We start from the raw sequence: 12,348 nt of genomic DNA on the forward strand, positions 1-12,348 counted from the left end.
CCAGAGTCAGGGTCCTCTGCTGCCCCGTGGGCCAATGCTCGAATCACTGCCGGCCCTGGCGCGTCCGGGCATTCCCTTTTCTTTCTGTCTCATCTCGACCTGTCCTTTCGTGCTGCGCGGCACGGTGGCCCTTCTAGGAACTCAGCGCGCCTGAGATCACGACAGCCCCAAGCAGCAGGATCTGAAAGACCGATGTACCGGCAATCAGCCGGTTGAGCCGCGCCGACACCGGAAATCGGAAGAGCGCGCGGATCAGCAGCGCCCCAAGGACCGCCGCCGGCAGGAATGCCAGAAGACCCGCAGGGCCGGGCCGGCCAAGCGCCAGGGCCCCAAGCAGCGAGGCGGCCAGCAACCCGGCATAAAGCCGGCGCGCGCCCGCGACGCCAAGAAGGATCGCAAGCGTCCGGCGGCCGGAACGCGCGTCGGACACCCGGTCGCGGTGATTGTTGACCAAAAGCACCGCTGCCGCCGGCAGACCGATGACAAACCCGAGGCAGAGGCTCTGCAAGGTGACCGGCGCCCCGTTCAGATAGGCGGTTCCGGCGACCGCCGTCACGCCGAAAAACGCGACAACCAGCCCCTCGCCCAGCGGCGAGCCGGACAGCGGATAGGGCCCCATGGAATAGAGATAGCCCATCGCCAGCGAGCTGAGCCCGATCACGACGACCGGCCAGCCGCCGAGCATCGCGAGGTAGAGGCCGAACAGCGTCGCGACGGCAAAGGACAACAGCGCCGCCACCCGGACATGCTCGGCCGAGAGCAGCCCCAGCGAGGTCATGCGCGGCGGGCCGAGCCGGTCGGGACCATCGACACCGCGCGATGCGTCGGCAGCGTCGTTCCAAAGGTTCGTGCCGATCTGGATGGCCGCGGCCGCAAGCGCGGCCGAAAACAGCACGTCGACCCGCCACGCGCCCGATTGCGCCGCAACCCAGGTGCCCGCAAGCACCGGCACGACCGAAAGACCCAACGTCTTGAGCCGCGCGGCAAGGATCCAGAGCGCCGGGCGTGAGAGTTTTGCGAGATCCTGAAACGCCGGACCCATTGGCTGTGGGGTGGATTTGGCCGCTGTCATGGCATTCGACCCTTCACCTGTCGGGTCGCCTCAGAAGAAGATCACGAAGCGGCAGCAGTCATCGCCCCTGCCGCAACATTGTAGTTCGTCCACCTGCACCCGGCGGCTGACCAGCTTGCGAAACAGCGTCTCGAACACGGCCTGGTGCCAATAGCACATGCCGCCCGGCGATCCGTCATGGGACGCAAGCGGGTTCCCCTCGATCACGAAGACCAGCGGACGCAGCGATTCGACCGAGAAACTGCCCGACCCGGCGAAGGTCCAGGCATGTTTCGAGACCGCCTTCGCCAGCAGCCGCGCCGATATCCGGGCCGGCAACCACGGCAGCAACAGGCGCACGGGTTTCGGAATGCGGTTTGCGAGGATGTATTCGCCGGTGCGGAGGCCCGCCTCGCGGGCAATCTCGGCCGCATCGTCGGGCAAGGACTGGCGCACCGTCTCGTGCAGGCGGATCGCCGGATCCTCGTCCATCAGCCCGCCCATGTCCGGCATCTGGTCGATCCCCGCGGCGGCAAGAACCCGTTTCAGGGTCTCGCCGCCGCAGCGGTGTTCGATCGGACCGAGCATCTGCGTCACCGCATTCGGACCGATCTTGGCGCCTAGCATCTCAGACCTCTTCGGCCAGCTGCTGCGTGCTGCCACCGCAGGCCATGACCTTGGCCGCATTACGCTCTTCCGCGCGTTCCTTGGTCTGGGTGCGGACCGCCTCGCGCCGCTCCTTGGCCTTCGCCGCCCGGTCAGCCGAGGCTTCCCAGTCGTCGATCTGCGCCTGCGCCGGAAGCCGGCTCAGGTCGAAATCGAAGTGTACCCCCTTCTTCGACTGCGGCCCCCAGTAGTTGTTCTTGCCGAGGTCATAGAACGACCGCTGCACGCCAGCCTTCAGGAATGCTTTCAGACATCCGAGCAGATACCGCCGGCGGAACCCGGTGCCGCGCCACGGATAGTAGAACAGCGCCTTGCGCATATAGAATCGGCGATAGTTGTTCATCACCCTGTCGAGCAGCGTGGCCCGGTCCATCGCTGCCGGTTTCATGATCGGGTTGACGAAGTTGTAGCGCGAGTAGTCGAAGACCTCGACCTTGTCGCGCAGCTCCTGGAACAGCGGCGTGAACGGCCAGGGCGTGTACATCGCCCAGTTCGCCAGATCCGGCTGCCAGTCCCAGCACATCTTGTAGGTCTCTTCCAGCGTCTCCTCGGTCTCGTTGTCGAGCCCGACGATGAACTGCGCCTCGGTCAGGATGTCGGCCTCGCGCAAGAGCCGGATCGCCTCCTTGTTGTCGGCAACCTTGGTCTCCTTGTTGAACTGGTCGAGCTTCATCTGCGCTGCGGCCTCGGTGCCGAGCGAAACGTGCACCAGCCCGGCCTCGCGATAGAACTTCAACAGGTCCTTGTCGCGCATGATGTCGGTGACGCGGGTGTTGATGCCCCACTTGATCTTCTTGTTCAGGCCGCGGTCGATCAGTTCCTGGCAGAACTCGATGAACTTCTTGCGGTTGATGGTCGGTTCCTCGTCGGCGAGGATGAAGAAGCCGACGTCGTGTTTTTCGATCAGATTCTGGATCTCGTCGCAGACCTTCTTGGGGTCGCGCACGCGATAGTCGCGCCAGAACTTCCATTGCGAGCAGAACGAACAGGTGAAGGGACAGCCGCGCGCCATGTTCGGGATCGCGACGCGGGTGTTCAGCGGGATGTAGATGTACTTTTCCCACTCGAGGATCGACCAGTCCGGTTCGATCCCGTCGAGGTCCTTGACCGTCGCCGCCGCGGGCGTCGCAACGATTTCTTCGGTTTCGACAAAGGCCAGGCCGTTCACCTTGCGCCGGTCTTCGGGCCAGCGGCCCTCGTCCACCGTGCGCACGAGGTTGACAAAGATCTCCTCGCCCTCGCCGCGCACGATCACGTCGACCCAGGGCGCCTCGGAGAACACCTGCTTGAACATGAAGGTGGCATGGATGCCGCCCAGCACGCGCAGCGCGTTCGGCGCGGCCTCCCGCGCGATCTTCAGAAGCGTTTCGGCCTCGTAGATCGACGGGGTGATCGATGTCACCCCGATGATGTCCGGGTTATACTCGCGGATGCCGCGACGAACCGTCTCGTGATCGAGATTGTTGGTCATCGCGTCAATGAAGTGAACGTCGGAGTACCCCGCCTTTTTCAGGGCGCCGGTAAGATAGGCGACCCAGGCAGGAGGCCAGCTTCCAGCGATTTCTGCACCGCCGGACCTGTAGTTTGGATGGATGAAGAGAATTCGCATGTCGTGCGCCCCGTTATGTCCACGAAAGCTAACACCCATTCTGTCAGTTTTGATTGACATAAATCAAGAGGGGCCGGATCAGATCCGGCCCCCATGGACAATACAGCGCGGTCACTCCCGAAAGGGTGGCCCGGAAATGTCAGTCTTGCGGCGACAGCGACACCAGGAAAGCCCAGACGTCGCGCGCGTCCTCTTCCTTGCGGACCTTGAAGGTCATGTTGCCGCGCGCCTTGCTGTCATCCAGATAGCCCTGAAGAAACTTCGACGGGTCTTGCGAATAGGCGACGAAGTCATCCTCGTTCCAGGCCAGACCCGCTTCGCCGGCCTCGACCATGTACTTGGAGTACTTGAACCCCTCGACAGTTCCCGCCGTACGGCCCGGAACGCCGTAAAGGTTCGGGCCGACCTTTGCCTTCATCCCGGCAAGGGTCTCGCCGGCGTCGTTCACGACGACGTGGCAGGTTTGGCATTGCTTGAACACCTTCTCGCCTGCCGCCGCGTCGCCTTGGGCAACCGCGGAAAGGGGCATCGCTATCAGGGCCGCAGTGGCCCACAGAATGGCTTTCATGTAAGTCTCCTTGATTGTTTCAGGGCGACGCCGCACGTCGCCGCCATTGCCCCGTTTAAGCAACTTCTCTCGCGAGGAGACATTGCGACCACAGATCGGACAGTGCCGATACCAGATAATCGATGTCCTCGTCGGTGTGAAGCGGACTTGGGGTCAGCCGCAGCCGCTCGGTGCCTTTTGGCACGGTGGGATAGTTGATCGGCTGCACATAGATCCCGTAGCGATCCATCAGGATATCGCTCAGCATCTTGCACTTCACCGGGTTCTTGATCATCACCGGCACGATGTGGCTGGGGTTCGGCAGATGCGGAATCCCGTGCGCATCGAGCTTTTCGCGCAGCCGGGCAACCTGCCGGCCATGGCGCATCCGTTCGATCTGCGACACCTTGAGATGGCGGATCGAGGCGGCGGCACCGGCCGCCACCGCGGGCGGCAGCGAGGTGGTGAAGATGAAGCCGCTGGCAAAGCTGCGCAGGAAGTCGCAAAGCTTGTGAGATCCGGTGACATAGCCACCGACCACGCCAAAGGCCTTGCCGAGCGTGCCCTCGATCAGGGTGATCCGGTCTGCCAGCCCCTCGCGCTCCGAGACACCGCCGCCGCGCGGACCGTAAAGGCCCACGGCGTGCACCTCGTCGATATAGGTCATGGCGCCATAGGCCTCTGCCACGTCAAGGATCTTTTCGATCGGCGCGATGTCGCCATCCATTGAATAGACGCTTTCGAAGGCAACGATCTTCGGGGCGTCTTCGGGGCATTCGGCGAGCTTGCGTTCCAGATCGCCGACGTCGTTGTGGGCCCAGATCTTCTTGTGCGCGCGGGAATGGCGGATGCCTTCGATCATCGAGGCATGGTTCAGCGAATCCGACAGGATCACCGCGCCCGGCAGGCGATTGCCAAGCGTGCCAAGGGCCGCCCAGTTCGAGACATAGCCGGAGGTGAACAGCAGCGCCGCCTCCTTGCCGTGAAGATCGGCCAGTTCGTTTTCCAGCAGCACGTGATAGCGATTGGTCCCGGAAATGTTCCGCGTGCCACCGGCGCCGGCGCCGCAGCCATCGAGCGCCTCGTGCATCGCCGCCAGAACCTGCGGGTTCTGGCCCATGCCGAGGTAGTCGTTGGAACACCAGACCGTGACCTCGCCGGGTCCGTCCTCGGCGTGACGCGCCGCCTTGGGAAAGCGTCCGCAATAGCGTTCGAGTTCGGCAAAGACACGATAATTGCCCTCGTCCGCCAAATCGTCCAACTGTTGCTGGAACATTTCATCGAAGTTCATGCTCTTCTCCGTTTTCTTGCAACATCGTGGGCCGCGGGATCCCGCGGGTGCTGTGGCGCCTCGGGCAAAAGCCAGCGCCAGAGTTTCGCATCGGGAAGCGGCAGCACCATCAGCCAGTGCTCCAGCGTCGCCAGCGCCGTCAGGACTGCCAGCAGCGCAAAGCCGGTCGCCGGGCCGCTGGCATCTTCATGGTCGATCAACCGCTCCATCCAGCAGCCGGTCGCAAAGGTCAGCAGCGTGATCGACACCGGAAAAAGCGCATTGCAACGTGCCACACGGAAGTGACTGGCGAGGTGCCGCATGGGAACCGGCAGAAACTCCGTGTTGATGTTGGGCACCCCGAGATAAAGGTTCAGTTTGGCGCTGACGCGAGCGAGCAGCAGCACCAGAAACGTCCAGACGCCAAAGGGGTTGACCGTTCCCCAGGCGAAGAAGATCAGGCCGACGGCCGTGGCCAGCAGCGCCAGTTCCGAATAGGCGAGCGTCCCCCAGGCGCGGAGGAACCGCTCCCAGCCGGGCACACCCTCGGGGCAGACGCGCGCGTTCGGCCCGGTGAGAACACCGCACAGGAACGCCAGCTCGAACCAGCCCCAGACCGCGATGGCAGAGAGAAAGGCCATCACCGCCCCGCGCGCTGTCGGGTCATCGCAGGTGCTCAGAAGCCCCGCCCAGCCGATGGCGAGCAACGGCAGCCCGCAGAGCGTGGCCAGCAGGTGCGCCCGCCCGCCCGCCCTGTCGGCCCAACGGACCGCCATCAGGATCACCCCGGTGGAGCTCCACCAGACGAAGATCCCGATTGCGACGGCGTGCCAGGTGCTCACGTGCTCCACCCTAGTAGCTGGGCACCAGCCGGCTTGACGCCGGCGGTGTGTTGGACTTGACGGGCGTGAGGTAGAGACCCACGAAGGCGCTTGCCGCCCGGACATTCGCCCAGGCCTTGCCGACGGCGCCCGAGACCCCGCCGCGCGCCGCGGCCCGCGCCTTGGCGTCGAAGGCCCGCCGCAGGCGCATCAGGTTGCGCTGCCAGCGCGGGCTTTCGAAATCGACGACGATCGGGAAGACCTGGCGCGAGATCTCGGAGGTCTTGTGCAGCACCGACCTGTCGTACCAGTCGATGTCGACATTCATCGCCTTGTGAAACGCCGGACGATGGTGGTCGCGCACGCACATCGTGGCAAAGACCGCATTCAGGAAGAAGCGGATCCAGTAGACATTCACGCCGCGCGTCAGTTTCGGATCGGTGCGCATCAGCAGGGCGAAGGCCTCGCCATGGCTGAACTCGTCGTTGCACCATTCCCGGAACCACTTGAAGATCGGGTGAAACCGCTGCTCGGGATGCGCCTCCAGGTGACGGAAGATCGTGATATAGCGGGCATAGCCGATCTTCTCGCTCAGATAGGTCGCGTAATAGATGAACTTCGGCCGGAAATAGGTGTATTTCTTTGCCTTGCTCAGGAAGCCCAGGTTCACCCCGATGCCCGCCTCGCGCAGCGCATCGTTGATGAAGCCCGCATGGCGCGCCTCGTCCCGGCTCATGTAGGTGAACAGTTCGCAGATGTCGGGATTGCTGCCGCGCCGCTTCATCTCCTTGTAAAGCACACAGCCCGAGAATTCGGCGGTGAGCGAGGAGACGAGGAAATCGATAAATTCCTTCTTCAGCTGCGGCTCCATCCCGTCCCAGTCGATCTGGTCCCAGGCGTCGTTCTTCTTGAAATGGCCCTTGTTCGGGTCGGACTTCATCTGCGCCAGCAACGCATCCCATTCCTCGCGAACGGGGGACACGTCGATCCGGTCCATCTCGTCGAAATCGGTGGTATAGAAGCGCGGGTCCAGCAGGGTGGTTTCCACCGCCATCTCGGTGGTCTCGCTGACCTCGCGGCGGATTTCCTTGATGTCCTGATCGGACATTCCGGTGAGCGCGTTCATAGCGTCGCCTCCTCGGAGAAGGAGAATTCGCAAAGCTCCATGAACCCCAGATCGCCGGTCAGCCGGGTCCAGAGCCGCTCGACCCCGGTGGCACGGGAAATCGTGGCAACGCGATTTTCCACCACCACCTCGCCATAGGACGCCGTCACCGGCGCGCCATGCACCAGCACTTCGTCGCCCGGATAGACCACGGCGCCGTTGTCGAAGCGCACATGGGCATGAAGGCTGTCGAAGGTATGGCTGACCTCGACCGTGCAAGGGGCCTGCTCCGTCTTTCGTCCAAAGATCATGGTGTGTCCTCCCATCCGATCCTGTTCGCGTTTCGTTTGGTCAGTTGTCCAGCAAGCCGGAAAAGGCCGCTGCATTGTCGCGGCCGAAGCCCAACAATTCGATCCGCCAGCCGCTGTAGTCGTCGCGCAGTGCCAGCCGGCCGTCCGCGTAGCGGATGAGATGCACGGGCGCGTCCGGGTTGACGCCGGTCTTGGCCCGCTCGCGTTCAAGCGCCCGGCCAACGCCGCTGATGAACCCGCCGCCGTCCGGTCCCAGATCGGCGATCACGGCGCCGCCTTGATCCAGAACTTTCGCAGCCCCGGTCATGTCGCTGAAGATATAGACGACACGTTCCTGCGCGATCGGACCCTCGGCGGGCTTTGCCTCGAGCGGCCGGTCGGTCAGGCGCGCATAGCTCACCATGATCAGCGACAGGAACATCATCCCGAACATGGCCCGGACCAGAAGGCGCGGGATCTTCTCCTTGTCGTGGGGCTCACCTGCGTGGAATGGCTCTGCGTGGTCCATCTGTGTCTCCTATTCTGCGGCGACCGCCGTCGGCGCCCGGTTGGGCACTGCGGTCGCGGGATGCACGTTTTCGGCCAGAAGCCTTGCCACCTTCTCGGCATCCGGGATGGCCCTGAGCGCCGGCTGGGGATCCGACATGTACCAGGGGCGGACATGTGGCCAGCAGATCAGATAGCCCAGCCGCTGCCCCCCCGAGGTATCGAAGGCGATGGTGCCGGTGCCGTCGCGCCGCGTCTGCAGATCGGCCGAGCCGATACGGCTGAACGGCAGGTTCATCGTCAGCGTCAGCGCCACGCCGATCCGCATTGCGACACGGCGATTGGTGATCGTGTAGAGGCTTGCCCTCGCCTGCGCCCAGGCGAAACCATAGATCAGCACGCATGCCACCGCGCCGAGGATCAGCAGCGGGGCGATCCCCTCGACCGCGCCAAGCCAGCCCTCCTGCGGGGCCTTGGCGACCACCCGCCACACGGCGAGCAGCCCGAAATATCCCGCAACCCAGCGCAGCAGCAGTGCGTCGCGCGCCAGCGCCCAGGGGTTAGGCGAACCCTGCCAGAGGATGTGTTCCCCCTCTGGCAGGACTTCCGGCAGACCGGGGATCGGTTCTACCTGCATGTCGTCGTGGGGCATGACGGCCTCAGAACGCCGGTTCCAGGCGGTCCGGAGAGGCATAGAGCTTGCCGCCGCAGTAGTAGGCGCAGATCTTTTCCTCTTCGAGCATCGTCACCTGGTTCTCGGACCGGACCGTGGGCACGTTGGCGAAATTGGCCGCATAGAGCGAATGCACCGCCACCTTGTCCTTCTTGATCCGGACCAGTTCGATCGGGACCAGCCGGATCGTTTCGTCCGAGGCGAGCTTGTACTCGACATAGCGCACGTGCTGCTCGGGCTCGTCGACCCACATGTCGGTCACTTGACCCACGGTCTGACCATCGGCCGACACCACCGGCAGCCCGCGGGGATCGCGTCCGGCGGAAACGAAGAACCCTTCGACGCCACGCATCGGCACGATCTTGGGGTGGCCGCGGCCGTCGAGTTCGGGCAGGTCGCGACGACGCGCCCAGGCCGCCGGGCCGACGCCGTCGACCAGCGGATCGCCGGTCGGCACGAAGGCCGCGCCGCCAAATCCCTCGACCTGCTCCATGGCAAAGTCGCGGTCCCGGTCGCTGTCAAAGCTTGGCACTGTGACCTCGCCACGCCCGTGCGGCAGCTTGAAGGTCTTGGATCCGGGCACCGAGAGCGGTCCCTGATTGGCGGCCAGGCCGCCTTTTTCATCCTCGAGGGGATAGCCCTCACGCATGTTTTCCCTTTGCAGGTAGATGACAAGCCCTATGAAAAACAGGACGAACAGATAGAGAGACAGCATCGCTAGATCGAGCGTCCCTATGATCGTACCAGTCATTTCGGTTCTCCTTTTGGCGGCTCAGGTCGGAAATTCGGCAAGACCAATCTTGCCATTGGTCGAAACTGCGTGACCGGCACCGCCACGGGCGCGCACCAACGGCCCGATGGCGATCAGTGCGGCAAAGCACAGGCCGATCTCGATGTGATAGACGAAGGAATAGCCCGTCGCCGGATGGTTCAGCGCTGTCCCCAGCAGGCCGTTCGAGGCAGCGGTCCCGATAAGGTCCCGCAACCCGCCGCCGGCCGCCACGGCAAGTCCTGCCGCCGTGGCCTGTGCGGCCCCCCAGGCGCCCAGCACCAGACCGCGCCCGGCCTTGCCCTCGACGGGCAGGGTCATGGCGGCAATCAAGGTGCCGACGCCGAACAGTCCGGCGCCCAGACCGATGCCCCCTGCCCCGACAAAGAACAGCAGGCCCGAGTTGACCGGCGCCGCGAAGATGACACAGGCGAGGCCGATGATGCCGAACAGCAAGCCGCTGGCCGAGATGCGGTGCACGTTCACGTTGCGGCCAAGCCAGCGCCCGGCAAGCCAGTAGCCGAACAGCGAGGCGCTGGCCCAGACCGCGGTCAGCAGCGTCGTGGCCGAGACACTCAGGCCCAGGATCTCGCCGCCATAGGGTTCGAGCAGGACGTCCTGCATCGACAGCGCCATGGTGCCAAGCGCCACCGCAACCAGCAGCCGCGCGATCCCGGTATTGCGGGACAGATCCCGCCAGGCGGCACGCATGGCCGGACGCGGCGCCGAGCGTTCGGCACGGCTCATCGGGGCAATGCTCTCCTGCTTCCAGAGCGCGATCAGGTTCAGGACGATCGTCACGGCAGCCGCGCCCTGCACCACCTGCACCAGCCGGATACTGCTGAAGTCGCGCAGCAAGGAGCCGATGATGAGCGCTGAGACGAGCATGCCGACAAGGAACATCACATAGAGCAGCGCGACGACGCGCGGCTGGGTCTCTTCCGTTGCCAGATCCGCGGCCAGCGCCAGACCGGCTGTCTGGGTCATGTGCAGCCCGAGGCCCGTCATCAGGAACGCCGCTGCCGCCAGCACTTCGCCGGCCCAGACAGGCCCGATCTGTTGCTGGCCCGACAGCACCAGCAGCGCAAAGGGCATCACCGCAAGCCCGCCCATCTGCCACAGCGACCCGAACCAGATGTAGGGAACGCGCTTCCAGCCGATGGCCGAGCGATGGGTGTCGGACCGGTGGCCAAGCAATGCGCGGAACGGTGCAATCAGAACCGGCAGGGCGACCATGAAGGCAACGATGGAGGCGGCGAGGCCAAGCTCGACGATCATCACACGGTTCAGCGTGCCCAGCAGCATCACGGTGCACATGCCGCAGGAGATCTGGAACAGCGAAAGCCGCAGCAGACGCGACATCGGCAACTGCTCGGAGGCCGCATCCGAGAACGGCAACATCCGCAAGCTAAGCCGTTTGATGAATTTGCGGCCAAGGATCATGGACGGAGCTCCATCGCGTCGGAGATGTAAAAACCTCGCTGTACACGGCCGAGCCGGTGCAGCGACCAGCCGTGGGCGGCGAGTTCACCTGACAGGCGCCGGAAGCTTGCGGGCACGATCGCGGGTGAGCGGTTGGACCTTGGCAGCACCTTGCCGCTCCAATGCATGAGGGTCAGCAATGGCGTCTTCGGCGCGACGGTGAACACCAGCTTGCCGCGGGTGCGTTCCCTCAGCGCAGACAGCGCGCGGGCGCTGTCTTCGGGGCGATAGTGGATCAGGCTGTCCATCGCGATCACGTGATCGAACCTGCCAAAATCGGGGTCCAGCATGTCGCCCGCCCGAAAGTCGATCCGCGACGCCAGCGCCGGCGCCGTGCGCCGGCGGGCGACATGGAGAAGGCTGGGCGAGATGTCGACGGCCAGCACCTCGGCGCCGCGTGCGGCCAGTTCGTTCGCCGCCTGCCCGGTGCCACAACCGGCATCGAATACCCGTGCGCCGGTCAGATCGGCCGGCAGCGCATCGAGCAACAGCCGCCGCATCGTGTCGCGGCCCTCCCGCACGGTCTGGCGAATACGGCTGACGGGTGCGTCCGATGTCAGCTGTTCCCAGGTCGTCGAGGCGATCTGGTCGAAATAGGTCTGCACCTCGGCCCGCGTGGTCTTGTAGGTTTCGCTCATCAATCGAACCCCAGCAATTCAAAGATCTGACGGTCTTCCAGAGGATCCGGCGAGAGCCCTTCGGTCCCCGCCATCAGCATCTGGGCCAGCCGGATGTATTCGGCCTGAACCGCCACGATCTCGTCGTCGGGTTCCATCTCGAACAGCGTCTTCTTCTTGAGGCGCGAGCGGCGGATCGCATCCAGATCGGGCAGATGCGCCAGTCGGCGGAATCCCACCGTGTCGCAGTAACGATCAACCTCGTCGGTCTCGCGCGAACGGTTGGCCACGCACCCGGCCAGCCGCACGTTATAGTTGCGCGCCTTTGCCTGAACCGCGGCGATGATCCGGTTCATCGCATAGATCGAGTCGAAATCGTTCGCTGTCACGATCAGCGCCCGGTCGGCGTGTTGAAGCGGCGCGGCGAAACCGCCGCAGACGACATCACCAAGTACATCGAAAATCACTACGTCAGTGTCGTCCAGCATGTGGTGTTGTTTAAGCAGCTTCACCGTCTGCCCCACCACATAGCCGCCGCAACCCGTGCCAGCCGGCGGACCGCCGGCTTCAACGCATTTCACCCCGTTGAAGCCATCGTAAACGAAGTCTTCGGGGCGCAATTCCTCGGGATGGAAATTCACTTCCTTCAGGGTATCGATCACGGTCGGCACCAGCCGGCCGGTCAGAGTGAACGTGCTGTCATGCTTTGGATCGCAACCGATCTGCAGCACGCGATTTCCCAGCTTGCTGAAAGCCACCGAGAGGTTCGACGAGGTCGTGGACTTGCCGATCCCGCCCTTGCCATAGACGGCAAAGACCTTGGCACCGTCGATCTTCGACTGCGGGTCGAGATGGACCTGCAGCGATCCTTCGCCGTCCTCGCCGTCAAGCAGCGGTGGCATCGTGCCGTCATGCGGGCTCATATTGTGTCCTCTCCTCGC

The 12,348-nt window shown here is 64.1% G+C and carries 14 protein-coding genes; all 14 read right to left on the reverse strand.

Annotated elements, in window-relative coordinates; all coding sequences use genetic code 11:
• Nucleotides 1–133 precede the first annotated feature (133 nt).
• Entirely contained in the window at nucleotides 134–1,072 is a 939-nt protein-coding gene (menA, locus tag DQG17_RS08600) for a 1,4-dihydroxy-2-naphthoate octaprenyltransferase (RefSeq protein WP_116132282.1), read from the reverse strand.
• 30 nt (nucleotides 1,073–1,102) lie between these two features.
• On the reverse strand, nucleotides 1,103–1,678 hold the full coding sequence (gene bchJ / locus DQG17_RS08605) for a bacteriochlorophyll 4-vinyl reductase (RefSeq protein WP_157973554.1): 576 nt from the start codon (nucleotides 1,676–1,678) through the stop codon (nucleotides 1,103–1,105).
• A gap of 1 nt (nucleotide 1,679) precedes the next feature.
• On the reverse strand, nucleotides 1,680–3,326 hold the full coding sequence (bchE, locus tag DQG17_RS08610) for a magnesium-protoporphyrin IX monomethyl ester anaerobic oxidative cyclase (protein WP_116132284.1): 1,647 nt from the start codon (nucleotides 3,324–3,326) through the stop codon (nucleotides 1,680–1,682).
• Nucleotides 3,327–3,465: 139 nt separating this feature from the next.
• Nucleotides 3,466–3,894, reverse strand: a complete 429-nt coding sequence (locus DQG17_RS08615) for a cytochrome c family protein (protein WP_116132285.1) — start codon at nucleotides 3,892–3,894, stop codon at nucleotides 3,466–3,468.
• Between the two features lie 55 nt (nucleotides 3,895–3,949).
• Nucleotides 3,950–5,164, reverse strand: a complete 1,215-nt coding sequence (hemA, locus tag DQG17_RS08620) for a 5-aminolevulinate synthase (RefSeq protein WP_116132286.1) — start codon at nucleotides 5,162–5,164, stop codon at nucleotides 3,950–3,952.
• The gene (gene puhE / locus DQG17_RS08625; RefSeq protein ID WP_116132287.1) at nucleotides 5,161–5,985 is read right to left on the reverse strand and encodes a putative photosynthetic complex assembly protein PuhE; all 825 of its coding nucleotides are present in this window, start codon (nucleotides 5,983–5,985) and stop codon (nucleotides 5,161–5,163) included. Before puhE ends, hemA begins: the two co-directional genes overlap by 4 nt.
• Before the next feature lie 10 nt (nucleotides 5,986–5,995).
• A complete protein-coding gene (gene acsF, locus DQG17_RS08630) occupies nucleotides 5,996–7,072 on the reverse strand; it encodes a magnesium-protoporphyrin IX monomethyl ester (oxidative) cyclase (RefSeq protein ID WP_116132657.1) in 1,077 nt (358 codons plus the stop codon).
• A 14-nt stretch (nucleotides 7,073–7,086) separates the two neighbouring features.
• Nucleotides 7,087–7,380: a hypothetical protein gene (locus tag DQG17_RS08635; protein WP_369908002.1), complete on the reverse strand. Its 294-nt coding sequence runs from the start codon at nucleotides 7,378–7,380 to the stop codon at nucleotides 7,087–7,089.
• Nucleotides 7,381–7,420: 40 nt separating this feature from the next.
• Nucleotides 7,421–7,888 carry a photosynthetic complex assembly protein PuhC gene (puhC, locus tag DQG17_RS08640; protein WP_116132289.1) on the reverse strand — a complete coding sequence of 156 codons (468 nt, stop codon included), beginning with the start codon at nucleotides 7,886–7,888 and terminating at the stop codon, nucleotides 7,421–7,423.
• A 9-nt stretch (nucleotides 7,889–7,897) separates the two neighbouring features.
• Nucleotides 7,898–8,518, reverse strand: coding sequence for a photosynthetic complex putative assembly protein PuhB (gene puhB / locus DQG17_RS08645; protein ID WP_116132658.1), 621 nt, complete (start codon nucleotides 8,516–8,518; stop codon nucleotides 7,898–7,900).
• 7 nt (nucleotides 8,519–8,525) lie between these two features.
• Complete coding sequence (gene puhA / locus DQG17_RS08650; protein ID WP_116132290.1) at nucleotides 8,526–9,290, reverse strand: photosynthetic reaction center subunit H; 765 nt, start codon at nucleotides 9,288–9,290, stop codon at nucleotides 8,526–8,528.
• A 21-nt stretch (nucleotides 9,291–9,311) separates the two neighbouring features.
• Nucleotides 9,312–10,751 (reverse strand): MFS transporter, encoded by a 1,440-nt coding sequence (locus DQG17_RS08655; RefSeq protein WP_116132291.1) that lies wholly within the window; start codon nucleotides 10,749–10,751, stop codon nucleotides 9,312–9,314.
• Nucleotides 10,748–11,428: a magnesium protoporphyrin IX methyltransferase gene (gene bchM / locus DQG17_RS08660; protein WP_116132292.1), complete on the reverse strand. Its 681-nt coding sequence runs from the start codon at nucleotides 11,426–11,428 to the stop codon at nucleotides 10,748–10,750. Before bchM ends, DQG17_RS08655 begins: the two co-directional genes overlap by 4 nt.
• Nucleotides 11,428–12,330 (reverse strand): ferredoxin:protochlorophyllide reductase (ATP-dependent) iron-sulfur ATP-binding protein, encoded by a 903-nt coding sequence (gene bchL, locus DQG17_RS08665; RefSeq protein WP_116132293.1) that lies wholly within the window; start codon nucleotides 12,328–12,330, stop codon nucleotides 11,428–11,430. The genes bchM and bchL overlap by 1 nt, the downstream gene beginning before the upstream one ends.
• Nucleotides 12,331–12,348 lie beyond the last annotated feature (18 nt).

The organism is Tropicimonas sp. IMCC34043 (genome assembly GCF_003390845.1).
GTDB lineage: Bacteria > Pseudomonadota > Alphaproteobacteria > Rhodobacterales > Rhodobacteraceae > Tropicimonas.